Raw genomic sequence first — 16511 nt, forward strand, 5'->3', positions numbered from 1 at the left:
CTAGAAATAAGTTAATTTACCTCGAAAATATGTGCTGCCTGATGTTGTAACACCTGATACATTGTTCATGTTGACACCATTAAGGACAATTTTTTGCGCTGCTACTTTGTTATAACCCGATGGTATAGTGATTTTGTTTTTGTACGTAGTATTATCTTTTGAACTAATATATGATAACGTTGCGTATCCTGCATCAAAATCAATATCAAGTAAATGTAAGAATGAGGTTACAAAGTAGTACTGGTAATATGAAATAATATCAAAGTATTGATTATTGACATAAGAAGCCCCGTTCATCATGCGGAAGGATGCCCATAGACTAGAATCATCACTTCTGACCGATATTCCTACCCCTGTGCCTGTTGTATTATTTGACGGACCTTCATCCGATGTAAACATAATTCTTTTTACACCAGCAGGAAGCGTGATAACCGTATCAAGTATATTGCTGCCGTTTGGTAGTGGTTTAGATCTACCATCAAATGTTAGTACAGCTTCGCCGACTGGTTTAAGTGTACCAGGTACATTATAAATTGTGACTCCCGACTTGATATTTTGTGATGTTAAATTAGCATCGCCTTTAACCAGACCAGCCCCATTATGATACCCTGCCGCAATGGTCTGATCGACCGTCCCTGGCGTAATAATCTTCGCCCCCTGATTAGGCATTGTGCCTGTCAGTCCAGCTGCCGATGCATTACTAAACGTCCTCCCCGCCAACACATCCCCAACATCAGCATTACCAGTCGCTTTGATTACGGTAGCCATCTTACTAATAAGCGTGTCCCAACTATCATTTGTGGACGCTGATACTCCCAAGGCAACGAGGGCGTCCACGACTTCCTTTTTACGCTCATTGCCAGCTTGAAAAGCCTGATCTAGCTTATCCTGTAGTCCGTCCACCCGATTGATCGGTACGCTGCCAGTAGCCAATACCCCGCCATTGATCGCGCCATCAGGGCCAATCGGTACATTTTTCAGGACGACCATGGTTACCTCAGATGTAGCGGCCACACCGGATAGAAGATTGATCTTTGCCCGCTGCGTGACTTGTCCAGCTCCATCGCGGACGGTATTGGTCAGGGTGTACTGCGTAGCGTCCAAGACTGCCCGGTTAATCGCTACTAGCAAGGTGTCTGTGTTCGCGTCGAATAGATCAAGCGGAATCTCGAACACATTCTGATTATCCGCTGTGGCCGTCACCAGCAGCGGGTAGCTGACCAGCTTCGGGATGCCTGTCTCCGTGACCAGGCTGATCTGCTGATCCGTGTAGGATTTCGCCTGAAGGGCCGCATCTTTGATTGCCTTCGGCGTCGCCGCCTGATTTTCGGCTGCGCTGTCCGTTGCACTGGAGAGCTGGACTTTACCTTTGACGGTTAGCGAAGCATCAGGAATATCGACCTGGCCCATGGCGGCATCGATCTTGTCCCAATTGTCATTAAGCATGGTCTTTATATTAAATGTGTCGTCCCCATCGATCATAGGATCTTTTTTCAATAAATTAAGATTAGGTGTATTACTGGCCAACCGGACCACCTCCTGCAAATTTACTTAAGGGTATCTGCTCCATTTGATTGAGCGTCATTGCTCCATGAATGTCCCGAATCAATAAATAGCTGAATTCATATTCCACCTTCAAGTGAGCCGGCTTAATCTCCTCGATGACCATCTTCAAATCATCCAGGTTAGGTGGGACGCCGATGGTGTCCACAAACTTAATCGTGAAGCTCCACTCAGCAGGCTGAAATGATACATCCACGGTTCCACCATCGTAAGCTTCAGCTACATTCTTCACGAGCCGTCCGGAGAATTGCCCAGCCCCACGCAGCTTGGATTCCACCAAAGCACGACGCTGCTCAATCGGCTTAGCCAGCTCCGTTGTCAATCCGAGCTCTTCCTCCCATCGGTCCAATCCCCAGGTAGCCGTCCGCACATAGAACTGATTCAGCGTCTCATCCAGTGCTTTATATAATTCATCCAGTTCAACGCCCTTACTGTTCATATCAGACTGCATAATCCGTGAGCTCTCATAGTATCCCGGTAGATAAGAGAACATCTCTCGTCCCTTAGGGCTTATTATTTGAAAATGCTGAAAGCTACTCATAAACATTCACCGTCCCCAGAACGGCAACCTGTCCCGGTGAGATTTCCATATTTGCGTTATCCTTCCCATTAACGGTCAGGTTCGTATAATCCACAATGGACGGAAGATCCAGTAATACGGCAGCTATACGTGTATAACGAACCAACGTATCTGTAAAAGCTAACTGCTTCAAATAAGCACGAACTCCATCCTCGATATAACCCCTGACTTCTTCCATCGTTGAACCAGCCGCAAGTGTCAATTGCACCGAAATTTCAATGGGGACCTCTTTCGCCCCCATAACTGTAACCACAGGCCCGGCAGGCGCAACACCTTCCCCCTGGCCATCCATGGTCGGATCAATATGCTTCTGCGCAGCAGCAATTATTTCTGCATTTGCCGCACGTTTATCGGCATCGAGCAAATAAATTCCAACCGTACCTGGTCCATTCCACAACGGAATTACCTGAACGCCGCCAACACCCGCGACTTCCCCGGCCCATTTCATATATTGCGCCTTATTACCGCTGGTTCCTTGGTTTCGAACCTGCGCATAGAACCGCTCCAGAAGCAATTCATCTGACTCAACATCTGTACCGCCCGTAGTTTCATTGGGATTGATCACTGCCGTGATCCCGCTGATTGACGTTGACATTACATTAATAACACCCGCAGGCACATTACCGCTTCGGCCAGCGACCAGCGCCCTGATAGGAACAATACCAGATCCATCCGTTCCCAGAGCAACAGCTTCCAACGTCTTGTATTCAATCGATGCCTCATCTGTAATCTCATCTGCCGGAGTTGCCACAACAGTTCCCGTCGGCACAGTCGTTCCCGGTGTCCCCGAGAACATGACCTTGCCTATCGCTGCAACCGCAGCACGCCGGGTAAGCCCATGCTCCGCGACTCGCAGATCCAGATACTCACCGTAAGTCGTGCTCGCGAAGCCGCGCTGCAGCACTTGCTGCCCCCAAACTGCGGCATCGGCTAACACAAAAGCAACCGGAGCTTGCGAGTCCCAAATAAAAGAACCCTCGGATTTATCAATATCTGCGGGCACTCGTTCCAGCATACGCTGCATAATCTCATCCTCTGTTTGTTCCTGTAAAAAAAGCGGCAGCTCTGCCATCAGCTCACACTCCCTTCTAAAGTGAACTGCTCATCATGTACATTTCTGATCTGACAAGAGAAACGACATCCGTCTTCCTGCCAACTAAACGTAAAACCATCCACACTCAACGTACGGGGATCAACCATTAATGTCTCCGTCACCATCCGCTGGATTTCGCTTTCTTGTACGGCTCGGCTGTAACCTCTACCGATCAATTCATCCAACTCCTGCCCATACTGGCGAGAGTAAATCAGATGCCTGTATCGCGGGGTGCGAATCGCCTTCTGGCACCACATCACCCAAGCGTCCATCCCATCTACCTGAGCTATTTTTCGCGTAGGCGTCATTACGAATTCCCCGGCATCAAAGTCGAAGCGCCAGCTCCGGCCTAGACTTACCCCGTCTTCCAACAACTCCGGATTCCCGGAATCATCCCAGGATTGCTCCATACTTTCCGGAAAAAGATTAGCCACCCCCGCTCACCACCTTACAAAGTATAATCGCATCATTGCCGCCGTTAATCGGCAGGGCCAGCACCCGGTCCCCTGGGGCGTATTTCAAGGTTAGCGATACTTCCTTCGTCTCCGAGGCTTGAAATAAAAACTTTCCCTCCCCTTCGCCCAGGGTGGTCGTCCCGGTCAGTTCCAGTTCAGGTAATCTCAAAGTTCCGGGAAACTCAGCAACATAATAATCCTTGATCTCATGCTTAAACTGATCGAGCTTAAGTCCAGTTGACGTTAACGTCCCAAGATCCGTTGCAAGACCAGAAAGAACCTCGCTGGCCTTCTTCATCGCATTATCACGAAAAGCAACAGCAAGTGCTGTATAAGGATCAACTGTCAAGAAAATACCTCCTTTTTACATCCGCCAAGGTCGTTAAGTCCAGTGTCATATGGCCCGGATTCCCAAGATCGTGCGTTACGCCCGTTACGATCAACTGCTGACCGCCCCAGCTTACCCTGTCTCCAGCACGTATGGTATTCAAATCTATGCACTGAACGGTGTAGGTTTCCCCGATGCCTGTCAGCTTGGATTGAGCCAATTTCTTGGCGGCCTCTACCGATTTAACATCATCATCTTGAACGATCCGCTGAAGAACCCCATACTTCGCCGTTTCTCCTGTAGCGATAGCTAATACCTTGGAAGGTGCATCTTCCTTACCATCCGCTGTCCCAAGCACTTTCACCTTGGTGACTGTCTCTTCCAAGGTACGGTTTTGGGTAGATGACTCGATTCCTCCCAACACCCAAACCGTTTCATTGCTTCCGATCTTAAACAGACCGAAACCTGAAGGTGTCATCCGTGGGATGTACATGTCACCACCGGCTTTTACGGTTTCCTTCAAATCAGACATAATCATGTTGTAAATCGTCTGTGCACGGTAAACAGCTTTCTTTAATCTTTGCTTCGTATCGGGAAGGGAGGGGGCCAGTTTAATATTCCAATCAGCAGCATATTTCTTGAGACGCTGGGTAGCCGTTCCTCCCGCCGAGAAAAGACATTCGTCCTCCGAACGTGCCAAATATATCGTTCTATCGTAGAAGCTCACCCTCATATGCTTGCTCTGATCAACACTGCTTGAGCATTCCCAGACCACACCAGGATGAAGCAAATATACTTTGCTTGAACCCCCAAACGGGGTCCCGCTCACCCTGATCTCCTGCCCAGGTTCAATTCCGGGAAAGTCGGCAGGAATTTTCATGTTAAGCGTTCCTTGGTAAGCGATCATATCCAGCGAATCAGTCAAGGATATGCTCTCAATCAGCCCACTCAAATAATATTTATTCCGCAGCACAACCTCATAGCTCATCATGGCAGCACCAGCTTTTGTCCCGGCCTTATTTTGTTCGGATCTTTACCGATCGTTTTAGCGTTAGCTTTATAGATTGCCTGCCATTTTGCGCTGCTCCCTAACTCAAGCTTGGCGATTTTAGAGAGGGTATCTCCAGACTTCACCGTGTAGGTCTTGGCCGCCTGCTTCGTATCGCTTCGATTGGATGAACCGCTTTTAGCTTGAGCTGCCGCAGAATTGTGTACCTTCATTTCCTGCCAGGTGCGGGCCGTAATCTCAAAATAAACATCTCCTGGCTCGCCGCCTTTGAACGTGCTGTTGTGAGCCGATAACATAACCAGCACATTGACTGCCGTATCGGAAATGATCAGCCGGACTGGCCGTTTACTATTTATCATCGAGGTGATTTGATTCATGACCATCTGCGGATCAGGCAAGTTCTCATAATTACAGTAACCTGGATCATAGGCTGCCGGAAAAAAAGAAGAGAAGGCGATTTCCTTCACCCTCTCTCCGACCGGAAAATCAAATTCCCCAAGCGCCACAATATTCACTGTATCCAGGGCGTTTCCCCGGGTAATCGTAATCTCTTCAGGATTCACCGGAAAATAAAAATCCTTACCCGCCGAATCGATCAAGTGGATTTCCACCGCTCATCCCTCCTTTAACTCATATTCATCATTGCAAAACGAACCTGATTAGCAATCAAGCTGCCTGTTTTTTGGGCAATATCTTCGTAGTTGATCTCGTCTTTTTGGACTGTGAGATTGATGGCGCCAGGTGTAACTGAGACGTTAACGGAATGGTCCACCTCTTGTTTGATATTGTTCGAATTTATTCCAGACACTGCTGATTGATTAGTAGGAAATTGAATTGAAGAGTCAGAATTTATGAATTTAGTACCCTTAATGATTTGATTAATCCGTTCTATCGGATTGATATACCCAATCTTATTAAGAGTTTCATTTATACTTTTTGATGTGGAATCATTTATAGTATTTCCTTGAACTGCATTACTTTGTTCTTTTTTCTTTTCTCTTTCCGCTCTTGTTCTTTCTACCTCATCAGAAACATCCTCCCCAAAAAATAAGGTACTTAAATTTTCCCGAGAAATAAAAGGCTTCATGGATTTCAGAGCGTCACCGTACGTGTTCTTCCAAGTCTCTTTATTCGTCACTCTGTTGTAAGTTTCTTTACCAAGTTCAATCGTATATTTGATAACCCCCATATCTTCTACTGGCTTACCGTTAACTTCTGTTCTAGGGGGAGTATTCAAATCATCCCATATTAATTTAGGAGCTTTCCTTACCAGGTCCGACATTCCACTGTTATCCATATATTCTTGTGTGTTCTTAATTGTTAGAAGCATTCCTGCGCCAGTAAGCAATTTTCCAGCAAACGGTAATGTTTTGGACAAAAATTTTCCGCGTCTTCCGTATGTGTCAAGACGTGAAGGAATAGTGCTTACAAACTCTTCTGCTACTTTAGCAGTAGGAGAAACTCCCTTTGAGGCTGCTTTTGTAGTTGTTTTGGAAATTGATTTTGATGCACTTTTAGATATTTCCGAAGTAACCTTTGGTGGGCTTTTCAAAGGATCCTTCACTTTACCGGGTGTCACTTTCTTACTAAGAAAATCACCCAACTCACTCATTTTCCCACCAATTTTCTTTGACAGTATGTCAACCAGAATACCGGCAGCTACTTCTTTTACAAAATCCAAGGTCCCTTCTTTCCAGCCGCCTCCGTCCGATCCAGACCCTTGATCTCCAGTAGATACCTGACCACCATTCGCCATGGATAATTGGCCTAAAATATCCGTAATCCTCAGCGGATCCAGAACAGATAAGAACGCCTCAAAATAAGTTGTTCCCGCCTTCTTGCCCACCTCTGTATAGAGCGATTCATTGCCAAACAGATCGGCAAAAGACGTGCCGGCAGCCTCATCCCAGTTTGGTCCTAAGATCGTCACACGCCAAGGGGGTTGTGTTAACCGTGATAAAGAGTTGCGAATTTTGTTAATTCCAGCAGATGCATTATCAATCAGCCAAACTATCGGATTCGCGCTCATCCGGTCAAGTAAGGTCAATCTGTGTGTGATTAACCTTGCTTTTGTAGTGAAACGATCATCCAAAGAGATTACAGGCGTCATTCTTGTTTGGCCCAGAACAGCGGCCCGTCGCTGGGTCTGTTGCAATAAACTGTCCATGCTCCGCAGCTTTTTCTCAGCCTGTTCGATATCGCGGTCGTTAATGACCAAATCGATTTCCTTCTGAGGCATAAGCCACCTCCTTTCTTCCTCATACACGCCTGATAGAGACCTCAGGTTGAGGGAGAAGAGTTCAACAACTCCAGCTCCCTCTCCGAGAAGGCTCTTAACAGCAGGCGTTCTCCTTTGGGAAGAGACCAATACACCCCGGGGCGAAGACTATGCCGCGTCCAAAGATGGAAGAGCAGCGTTGTCATGCCGCCGGAGTCTATTAGTTTTTTACATCATCAATATCAATCCCAAAGCCGGAAATTTCGAGTACTTTGTCGCCTACAGCATCCAATTCCCCAGCCAAAAGCATCCGGCGAACCGCCTCTTCACCACCTGACAGTTTCAAGCGGCTAATCAAGCGATCATCGCCCCATCCGCTCAGCTTCAAGGCCTGCTCCTGGCCGCCGTCCAACTTCTTCACAACTTCAAGGGCCGAGGTAGCTTCTTTAATCAACGCCGCGTTGAACAACTCGCTATCGATCTTTTCTGTAATCTGCCCCTTAGTCGTCTTGCGGATCGTACAGCGTTCGCGAATGGCGTCCACCTTGCTGGATGTTAGGCCACGCAGCGTAATCCTCAGGCTTAACCGCCCAATAAAAACGGTCTCTTCCGGCAAATTTGCTGCCGTCTCGAAGAGACCGTCCAAAATTTCCTGTTCATTCAGTTGTTCATTCAAACTCATAACCGGGCTTCCTCCCTACTTTATGAAACTTCGCTAAAATAACAGTCCCCGTCGATTAAGATGCAACAATCGGGTCAAGCAACTCATAGGACTCAAACGTAAACGCCGTTTCCTCAACGACCTCTTCGCCGGCAGTCCAGTTGGCGAGCTGGATTTTATCGACCATACATCCGTTCAATTGGATGCGTTCAAAGCCATATGCCTCAGGATCATCCAGCTTATTAATGATCGAGAACTTCTGGAAGCCCCGCGTAATCATATCCGAGGTTACTTTGTAACCGCTCATTGTGCCGGTTCCTTTTTTGCGTCCCAACTTAAATACGGTATATTCCGTACCAACGAGGTTCAGTTCCCGCTTGTCCGCTTCGACATTGGCCTCCAGATGATTTAAGTTCGACTGCCAGACTCCATCAATAAAAATCTGACCGAACGTCCCCATAATAATGCGGCCTGGATCAAGATATTGTGCCATATTGTTATCCCCCTAATAATCGATTTATTGTACGTAAAACGTTCCGAAAATTTGTTCCATGACATCGGTATCATCCGCCGTCCACGCCAGGAAGACCTGATCGTCTTCAGGAACGAACTGCGCCCCGCTTCCATAAAAACGAGGATCCAGAGTTACATCGAACCCGGTGGATTCGATCACATTTTCCAAAGCTAAGGTCTGCAAATACTGCTTGCCCGCACTGATCAAAGCGAGACGACCTTCTTCCGTGTTATTCACTTTACCGATATAGTGATCCTCGGCGGTTTTTTGCAGATCTGAGTTGATCTGGTCAATGACACGAATCTTGCGGATCTTCTTCCAGCCTCTGTTCTTGCCTTCACCCAGCGTATTCAGACTGTTCACCCCGCGAAGAACCTTCACCTTGCGACCATCATGCACCAGCAAAAATACCCCGTTCTGCACGCCCTGCTCTTGCTCGGAACGAGTCCAGCGATGTGTTACATCCTCAAACGGCGCAACAGCATAAGTTGTTGACTCCTTCAAGGACTGACCGGCAATCAGACCCGCCACCCAAGCAGCTACCTGGGAGGAAGAGTATTCTTTGCCGTTCATTTTTGCCCCTGTACCCACGTTAACGATCCCTTCAAAATCGCTGGCCATACTGCGGGCTATCGCTGTATTTACCGCATCACTGGCTGTATCCTCGGCCGAAGTGCCGCCAAGTGTGGCAATAATTCCTTTGCCCTCGCCACGTACACGTTTCACCCAAGCAACAACGCTGGTCCGAAGTGCCGCATCCGTGACACCGTCAAGCGTCAGCACATGGAAGTCCTGGGTCTCAAAAGCTTCCGTAGCCTTAATATAATCGGCATTAGTAATGCCTGAGATTCCGCTCTCTCCACCTGCAAAGGCTTCGCCGGATACATCCGCGAGCGTGCCTTCCGCTATTTTCTCAGCGACAATCCATTGATTGCCCGTGTCTTCATTTATAGCAGTTGCAGCCTGCGCCGCCTCGCCGCTTCCGAGTGCAATCGTCCGCAGCAGTTTACCACCTTCGTACAGTTTGAGTTCTTTGGTATTTGCAATGACCGGGCTTGGCTGAATCGTTACTTTGAAGTCATTGCCACGCTTGCCAGGGTACTTCGCTTTCAGAGTAATTGCATCTGCTGGGCTAGACTCAGTATTTTTTAAATGAATAATGGCTTCTGCCGCTGAACTGTCTGCCAGACGATAAGCCAGCAGCTTGTTCGGTCCGCCGAGCAGCGCAAGATATAAAGTGGAGAATGCTGTTGCTCCATCTGTCTCGTTGTCAGTAAACATCTCCCGGATCACCATTTCACTATTTACCTCAACAAATTGGCCGATTGGCCCCCAATGCGATTTGACTGGGGCGACGACAACCCCACGTGCTCCAGATTGAATCGCCGTTCCGGCCGCACTCACAAAATTCATATACAAACCGGGCAAAACCGGTTGATTCGTTAAATTCCAAGTTCCTCCTGCCATGTTACAGCACCTTCTTCCTTAAAAATTGTTGGACAAGCTCTTCAGCTTCTTTAATATGAAATGCATCCTGCTCCATGTTTGCTGTGGCCCCAACCAATACCTCTGGCTTCACGCCAAGGATGGCCTCTGCATTCTCCAGCATCTCTTGCAGTGAATACAGCGGCGAGGATGTCTCTTTGGGCTGTGCGATTCTTTTTTTGAATAACAAGTGTCTCACCTCAAATTGGATTCATAATGTACAAATTGCATCAATGGCCCCTCCGTACCAGCAGGTTGACGGCTTGTTCTTCCGCTTAAAGTAACTGTGAGCGGCCCCTCTCCTTGATTCGTGTAACCATCGGCCGTGACTTTGGTGTTCACCTTCGGCCCAGAGACGGTTAGATAGCGGCGATCCGCTTCGTTCATCGGCAGTCTTGATGATGTTCCAAGGGCCTCAAGAAGCTGCAGAAGAGCGTTATGTTCTTGGTTGGAATCAACGCCTTGAATAAAAGCGGTCAAGCGCTTTTGAATCTCAAAGGATGATGTTCCCTTAGGCGTGATATCCATCTCGCTAACTCTCCACATTACAGCAGGTACAGCTGACTGTAGCGGCCAGGCTCCGCTGTATACGAACCACTCTTTTCCCAGGAGATCTTGTGTCCAGGTTGCGATTGAGGTCAGCCAGTCGTCGTTAGTGATTGGACTTTCCACCGTTAACCGACGAGGGCTAATGACAGTAAAGCTCATGGTGCGTTTGATCGTTTGCCGCTCCTCATCGATGATGTCCTTAACGGATTGTTGCGGATAAAGCATCAGCCACTTGTCGGTGAGCTCGTCTTCTAGAAGCTGATTGTTGAGCGACTCTGTAATTGACTCAGCTATGGAGTTAAGTTGCTGGGGACTGACCTTGTCAACGTGTAGGCTGACTTCAATTAGATATCTCCATCCAGTCCACGGGCTACCGCCACTATCTGTAATAGGAGATAGAATGACATACGGTTTTGCGCTGCTAATCTCAGCTTGTTCTGAGACGTTGTAAACGGCCTTCAATTCAGGAACCGATTCTAGCAATTTGCTTCGGATCATGTTTAATGGATAGATGACAATTTGACTCACCTCCTTTCAGGGCGTGGAATCCAGCAATTGGAGTTTAGGTAAAAACAATATTATCCTAACTACCATATTTCTATAAAACTCCATAAAAATAACCCCCGGGGGAAGAGGATTTAAAAGTTATTAAAATAAAAGTTTAATAAGTTATAGCCCTAATGCATACCAACTACCTATATTTGCGCTAATAGTAGTATAGTAAGGCGTATATGAACTGACACTAATTGTGAATCCATTAGGCGACCACGTAATAGAAGCGGATACCTCTAAGTTGGAATTACCATCCCTGCCTGTTGTGGTAGATGAATTAAGTCTGGGATAGATACTAACTCCTTTAACAAAATAGGCATCGCCAGAAACACTTACAGATTTATCGTTCCAGCCAGAGGCTCCATCGCTACTTACGAAACTACCGCTATATTTAATCATAACGGCTATTGGACTAAAAGCTAAGTTGTTTATTTCTACTGTTTTTCCTCCTGTATTTCCAGAAGCCTGTTTAATATTAATCTGTCCAATTTTTTGAGCTAATATCAAGTTTGTATCTGCCGCACTAGCTGCCACACCTTTTGCTATAATTGCCGATATTATTGCATTGCGATCTGCTGTCGTTAATCGTTCCAATAGTCCAGTGACACCAAAAATGCTTATATCTTTAGGAAGATTACCCGCTACTAGATTAGAATCACCTTTTACATAACCAGTACCATTATGATATCCTGCTAAAATAGCTTGGTTTGATGTACTTGGAGTTATCACCTTAGAGCCTTGATTAGGCATTGTGCCTGTTAATCCGTTTCCAGTAGCATTGCTAAATGTCTTTCCTGCCACCACGTCCCCAATTGTCGCATTACCGTTTGCTTTAATTACGGTTGCCATCTTGCTGATAAGTACATCCCAACTTTCCTCTACGGACGCCGATACTCCAATGGCAATGAGGGCGTCCACAACTTCTTTCTTACGCTCATTGCCAGCTTGAAAAGCTGCCTCTGCTCTATCAAATGCTGACTTAACAGCCTTCTCAGTTGATGCTACATCTTCCCGCGTTCCCGTTGTCGAATTAGACAACTGCACTATCCCGGGCTGGGTTAAAGTTGCAGTAGGAACATCAATATTACCCAAATCACTACGCAAATCATTAACCTCTTGCCCGAGGTTATTCATGTCTTCAGGCTTTACAACATCCGTTAATCTCCAGTTCGTTTTAGCCATTAGGGCTTACCTCCTTCACTTGGATGTTTTGAAGAAGCAACGTATCCGTGGCTATTGGAACGTATACGTTATTGCTACTTATCACATTGTCATCTTTATCCTTAAGCTCAATTTTGTTTATGATAGTTACTAGAGTAGCAGGGACAATATACTGCATTGTAATCATTGATCCATCTACTTCTTTAATCGTGAAACTTGGTACCTCTACCGTGTCATTCAACACTACCTTAGCAATCTTTGCATTTGTGTAATTGGCTATATCGGACAAAAAAGTACTGACAATCATTTAATCACCACCTCCGCGCCTAATTCAGCGAAAGCCTTGCTTCCCAAAAGCCAGCCCCCGTCCAATCTATAATTCCAAGCTACATTTCTCTTAGAGATATGTTCACTTAGTAAAAGCTCATCCTCCAAACCTGTTTGCTGTTGATAGATCAGATTCACAGGTTTGACAACTCTTATCGTGTGCTCGACTTCTTTAAATACCGCTGCATTCTCCATACTAGTGGTAACCGTAACAGTAAAACTTTGCGAATCTACACCAACAATGACCAGCCCCGCCCCCACCAAAAAATCCAGCCTCTGCTGCAAATACCTTACGGTAAATGGCGGTTTGGTGGAGTAGCGGTTGATCAGCCGCTTGCGGCGGAAGTCCAGAGTTTCGGCTTTGGGGTCGGCCTGAATGCCAAGCATTTTCTCACGCCGCTTGATCGCCTGCTCTGAGGCGGTCAGTACAAACTGATCCTGCAGCAGCCGTTCCATTGCCTGCTCAACGGTCAGCAGTTCCTGAGTCTCCGTCTCCGTAAGCTCACGAAAATCAAGAATATCATGGTAATATCCCGGCAAATATTCAAGCAGCCTATTCATCCAGCGTCACCTTCCCCAGCAGTGGAATCTGCTCCTCGGTGAGCTGAATATTTCCAGACTGGCCATTAAGCAGCGTGTGACTAACATCCACGACTCCGGCCACCGTCAAAATGCGAGCATCGATTTGCGCGACACGCACGGCGAGAGCTGACTCATGAGCCCAATTTTGCCGGAGCTGTCCAAAATAGGATTGAAGAGCCTCCTCCACATCAGTCTGGACCTGTCCAATCGTTGTATCATTCGCCAGTGTAAGCGTAGCTGTCACATCAATTGCGATGCCCTCCGCCCCGGCAACCGTTACCGTATGCCCGATGGGGGCAAGGCCAATCCCCTCTCCATGATTCGTCTCCGGGTCTAGAATGGTCTGCACCTCCTCAATCAGTTCCTGAGATGGAGAAGTATACTGCGACGAGATCATCGTCGCCCTTACCGTCCCGCCGCCATTCCAGACCGGGAATATCTTCACCCCGCCAACACCGTCCATCGCACTGATCTTCTGCTTGTAATCAGCAACATTTCCACCAAAGGGCTGTTCATTAACCACCTCAAGATACCTCTGGCGCAACGCTTCATCACTCTCTGCATCCTCCCCAGGAACGAGGACCTCCCCCAACTCAGCCCGGGCAAGACCGTCGATATACTCGATCGGCAGCAGCGTCCCGTATTCCTGATTTCCAGTAGTTCCCGCAGTCTCGCATTCAAGTACCCACTCCCCAGTCTTCATTTTGCTGATCGCTGTATAATCAAGGTCACGAATTGAGAAACGGCTGCCGGTCGGAACATCCATCGGGGCCTGCCCGGACGCAAAGAATAGCCCCTTCCGCCTTGCCTTGGTCGCCGGTTCCCGTTCGATTCCGAACTCCAGCGTCCGCCTCTCCAGATACTCTCCCGTAGCTGTATCCGCAAAAGACAAATTATGGTTCACATCCAGATCCATATACATCTGGGCCAGCTCAGCCGCCGCAGGAGCCAGCGCATCATAAATAATGCTCCCCTCCCGCTTATCAATTTGCTCCGGCACCCGTTCCAGCATCCGCCGCAAAATGGCCTCATACGTCTGATTCTCATACATTTGCATTCACCTCCATCCGAAAATCACCATAAATCGAGTGGAGCAAAAAGGATGCCACCGCTTGATCGTCTTTGATATCTACCTGAAAATCCGCTATCCCGGATATCCGATCGTCCTGCAAAAGGGCTTCGGATACTCGCCTGTTTAGTTCGGATCTGACATAACCGCTGCTCCTGCCAATCAAGCTATGACCTTCAAAACCATAATCATTGCCGTAGATCAAATGAGCAAACCGCTCGGTCTGCAGAATTTTATAGGCGGCCTGCTTTACTGCATCAAGACCATCTGTCATTCCAGCCATGCGGTTATTCTGGAAATCCAGCCTATAGGTACGGCTAGTCTCCTGAGTCTCCTCCAACTCAGGGGTCAAGCTGGCTCCAATCGGTATCATGACTTTACCACCCGATCCCATACGACATATTTCTGCCCGCCTTGAACGCGCAGTAGAAGCACTGAGTCTCCTACTTGCAGACCTTTACGGATAACCACTTTTTCTAGCAACGCCTCCTTTGTAGAGGCCTCACTTGTATCGTGTTTATGCTTCAGATCAATCTCATATCTTTGCAGCCTTTCCGTCACAACCAAAAAATCCTCTTCGAGCGTGAAACGCTGATCGACGTTCACCTCAAGAGGATTTACTTTTACTACGGTCCCGAACAGGACCGCCACCGGATTACCGGCGCCCACGGCCTCACTGCCGAGCCTTCTTATTTTATCTCCAAGTGCCATTAAATCACCTTCAAATCCAAGCTAATCGTATAATCTTCCCCGCTGAAGCGATGCGAGCACTCGTCGACCAAATAGAATTGATCGATGCCCAGATCAGCAATCCTCGCGTTAAGATAAGAACCGGCTCGGACAGACGGATTGCCAAGAGCCTCAAGCTTAAGCTTCTTCATCTCACGATTCTTTAGCTGATGCAGCTGCTCGATCAGCTTTTTGATCTGGGCTTCATTCATATTGTCATCGACCTTCTGAAAGTACTGCAGCCGCCCCCATTTGGCGATATTCGCGCTGTCCTCAGCGGCGTATACGTCGCGATGACCCGACTGCTTATTGTCCTGCACCAGCTTGAAGCGATTATACGTCTCATTATCAATACTCTTCTCAAAAGAATAACCGTACATGGAGGCTTCGTCGCCAATCACCAGATTAAGCCTCATATCCTTGGCATCACGTACAGCCAGCGCCCCAAATTCATCAAAAAAGTTATAGATATTCCCCGTATTAATAACGGTATGGTCGAAAGCTTTGCAAATAATATCGATCAGCTTCTGATTATCCTCAACCATCGAAGGAATGCGGTACTTCGTATCGACGACATGCCCCCATTTCAGGCCCGTATCATCCGCAATACGCTTGACGATGGCTGCGGCAGTCATATTCTTGAACACATAGGTTTCATTTGTGGACAAATAGCGGATTTGGTCATAGCATTTGACCTTGATCTGTTCCTCTTGATCGCTCCCGATTGTAAACACATATCCATAAAAAATCGGCATACCCTCCCACTTCGCCCTTACGATGTCGCCATTGTTAATCTTGATATTATCGGCAGCAATAAAGGAAAAATCAAAGCTGCCCGGCTTGCCGACCCGGGAGGTCTTCCAGGTTGCATCTGTGACCAGCTCGGATATATCCCATATAGACCCTTCCTTGTTATCCAGCAGCAGCTCCAGCATCCGGTTGTCCCCCCTCTTACGGTAGTTTAATAATCTTTCCAATCGGTAATTTCCTCAGCTCACTGTCCTTAATACCATTCAGCTTCTGAATCTGCTTGTACTTGGCTCCATCGCCAAGAAACTTCTTGGCCACCTTCCAAAGCGAATCCCCGGCTACCAATTTATAAGTCTTGGGCTGAACTCTCGTATCGGGACGGGATTTTGATTCGTTACTGCTCTTATTAGCGGTTTTGGCTCCCTCTTTGGTTTCTTCCACAATCTCCATCTTCGTTGCCGCGTAGAAACGGTATTCCTTAAACGAGATTTGATACTTGATATCGCCAACCGCCCCGCTGCTTTCCGACCAAGAGAACTTCTCGACACTGACATACATCGCAATATCTATTGATCCGCCAGTAAAGACCAGACGCATCGGCAGCTTGGAACGGGACCATTTCTGAATGTCCTCGACATAATGCTTCGGCTCGAATAACCTTTCTTTCGCAACACTCGCCCCCGGAAACCAGCTCACAGGAAAAATCCCCTCAAACGACAGCTCGGCAAGCTTCACGTTCCTGAGCACGTTGATCTCGCCGAGCTTCGATATATCATAGGTTTTATGATTACCCGATTCGGAAACCTCAATCTTGGCCGGCAGCACCGGAAATTCAATCGCTTCTTTCTCATTATTGTAAGAAAGAGTCATAGAGTATTTACTCATC

The 16511-nt window shown here is 47.5% G+C and carries 21 protein-coding genes; all 21 read right to left on the reverse strand.

All coding sequences use genetic code 11. From position 1 onward, the window contains the following. The 21 genes from DMN77_RS05345 to DMN77_RS05445 all read right to left on the reverse strand — a co-directional run bounded on the left by DMN77_RS05345 (position 1) and on the right by DMN77_RS05445 (position 16510). The gene (locus DMN77_RS05345) at positions 1-1482 is read right to left on the reverse strand and encodes a phage tail protein (RefSeq protein WP_179013864.1); all 1482 of its coding nucleotides are present in this window, start codon (positions 1480-1482) and stop codon (positions 1-3) included. Between the two features lie 34 nt (positions 1483-1516). Continuing rightward, positions 1517-2104: a YmfQ family protein gene (locus tag DMN77_RS05350; RefSeq protein WP_179013866.1), complete on the reverse strand. Its 588-nt coding sequence runs from the start codon at positions 2102-2104 to the stop codon at positions 1517-1519. Beyond that, complete coding sequence (locus DMN77_RS05355; protein WP_068782237.1) at positions 2097-3215, reverse strand: baseplate J/gp47 family protein; 1119 nt, start codon at positions 3213-3215, stop codon at positions 2097-2099. Before DMN77_RS05355 ends, DMN77_RS05350 begins: the two co-directional genes overlap by 8 nt. Beyond that, positions 3215-3670, reverse strand: coding sequence for a DUF2634 domain-containing protein (locus tag DMN77_RS05360; RefSeq protein ID WP_068782238.1), 456 nt, complete (start codon positions 3668-3670; stop codon positions 3215-3217). Before DMN77_RS05360 ends, DMN77_RS05355 begins: the two co-directional genes overlap by 1 nt. Beyond that, entirely contained in the window at positions 3663-4040 is a 378-nt protein-coding gene (locus DMN77_RS05365; protein ID WP_068782239.1) for a hypothetical protein, read from the reverse strand. The genes DMN77_RS05360 and DMN77_RS05365 overlap by 8 nt, the downstream gene beginning before the upstream one ends. After that, on the reverse strand, positions 4030-5007 hold the full coding sequence (locus DMN77_RS05370) for an XkdQ/YqbQ family protein (RefSeq protein WP_179013984.1): 978 nt from the start codon (positions 5005-5007) through the stop codon (positions 4030-4032). Before DMN77_RS05370 ends, DMN77_RS05365 begins: the two co-directional genes overlap by 11 nt. After that, the gene (locus DMN77_RS05375; protein ID WP_179013868.1) at positions 5007-5639 is read right to left on the reverse strand and encodes a LysM peptidoglycan-binding domain-containing protein; all 633 of its coding nucleotides are present in this window, start codon (positions 5637-5639) and stop codon (positions 5007-5009) included. The genes DMN77_RS05370 and DMN77_RS05375 overlap by 1 nt, the downstream gene beginning before the upstream one ends. Positions 5640-5653: 14 nt before the next feature. Then, entirely contained in the window at positions 5654-7267 is a 1614-nt protein-coding gene (locus tag DMN77_RS05380) for a hypothetical protein (RefSeq protein WP_179013869.1), read from the reverse strand. 199 nt (positions 7268-7466) lie between these two features. Then, positions 7467-7928, reverse strand: a complete 462-nt coding sequence (locus DMN77_RS05385; RefSeq protein WP_068782243.1) for a phage tail assembly chaperone — start codon at positions 7926-7928, stop codon at positions 7467-7469. A gap of 55 nt (positions 7929-7983) precedes the next feature. Continuing rightward, positions 7984-8400 carry a phage tail tube protein gene (locus DMN77_RS05390; protein ID WP_068782244.1) on the reverse strand — a complete coding sequence of 139 codons (417 nt, stop codon included), beginning with the start codon at positions 8398-8400 and terminating at the stop codon, positions 7984-7986. Between the two features lie 24 nt (positions 8401-8424). Further along, positions 8425-9888 (reverse strand): phage tail sheath subtilisin-like domain-containing protein, encoded by a 1464-nt coding sequence (locus DMN77_RS05395; RefSeq protein ID WP_179013871.1) that lies wholly within the window; start codon positions 9886-9888, stop codon positions 8425-8427. Position 9889: 1 nt separating this feature from the next. After that, on the reverse strand, positions 9890-10096 hold the full coding sequence (locus DMN77_RS05400; protein WP_068782246.1) for a YqzN/YkzM domain-containing protein: 207 nt from the start codon (positions 10094-10096) through the stop codon (positions 9890-9892). 5 nt (positions 10097-10101) lie between these two features. Continuing rightward, positions 10102-10680, reverse strand: coding sequence for a hypothetical protein (locus tag DMN77_RS05405; RefSeq protein WP_179013872.1), 579 nt, complete (start codon positions 10678-10680; stop codon positions 10102-10104). 444 nt (positions 10681-11124) lie between these two features. Then, the gene (locus DMN77_RS05410; RefSeq protein ID WP_179013874.1) at positions 11125-12189 is read right to left on the reverse strand and encodes a phage tail protein; all 1065 of its coding nucleotides are present in this window, start codon (positions 12187-12189) and stop codon (positions 11125-11127) included. Then, entirely contained in the window at positions 12182-12475 is a 294-nt protein-coding gene (locus DMN77_RS05415) for a ketopantoate hydroxymethyltransferase (protein WP_179013875.1), read from the reverse strand. The genes DMN77_RS05410 and DMN77_RS05415 overlap by 8 nt, the downstream gene beginning before the upstream one ends. Continuing rightward, complete coding sequence (locus tag DMN77_RS05420) at positions 12472-13056, reverse strand: putative phage tail protein (protein ID WP_179013877.1); 585 nt, start codon at positions 13054-13056, stop codon at positions 12472-12474. The genes DMN77_RS05415 and DMN77_RS05420 overlap by 4 nt, the downstream gene beginning before the upstream one ends. Next, complete coding sequence (locus tag DMN77_RS05425; protein ID WP_068782253.1) at positions 13049-14128, reverse strand: baseplate J/gp47 family protein; 1080 nt, start codon at positions 14126-14128, stop codon at positions 13049-13051. Before DMN77_RS05425 ends, DMN77_RS05420 begins: the two co-directional genes overlap by 8 nt. Continuing rightward, positions 14121-14519, reverse strand: a complete 399-nt coding sequence (locus tag DMN77_RS05430) for a DUF2634 domain-containing protein (RefSeq protein WP_068782254.1) — start codon at positions 14517-14519, stop codon at positions 14121-14123. The genes DMN77_RS05425 and DMN77_RS05430 overlap by 8 nt, the downstream gene beginning before the upstream one ends. Further along, on the reverse strand, positions 14516-14857 hold the full coding sequence (locus DMN77_RS05435) for a DUF2577 domain-containing protein (protein ID WP_068782255.1): 342 nt from the start codon (positions 14855-14857) through the stop codon (positions 14516-14518). The genes DMN77_RS05430 and DMN77_RS05435 overlap by 4 nt, the downstream gene beginning before the upstream one ends. Further along, positions 14857-15852: an XkdQ/YqbQ family protein gene (locus DMN77_RS05440; RefSeq protein WP_256872249.1), complete on the reverse strand. Its 996-nt coding sequence runs from the start codon at positions 15850-15852 to the stop codon at positions 14857-14859. The genes DMN77_RS05435 and DMN77_RS05440 overlap by 1 nt, the downstream gene beginning before the upstream one ends. After that, the gene (locus DMN77_RS05445) at positions 15827-16510 is read right to left on the reverse strand and encodes a LysM peptidoglycan-binding domain-containing protein (protein ID WP_179013878.1); all 684 of its coding nucleotides are present in this window, start codon (positions 16508-16510) and stop codon (positions 15827-15829) included. Before DMN77_RS05445 ends, DMN77_RS05440 begins: the two co-directional genes overlap by 26 nt. Between the last annotated feature and the right edge of the window lies 1 nt (position 16511).

The sequence above is a fragment of the Paenibacillus sp. 79R4 genome (assembly GCF_013393165.1).
GTDB lineage: Bacteria > Bacillota > Bacilli > Paenibacillales > Paenibacillaceae > Fontibacillus.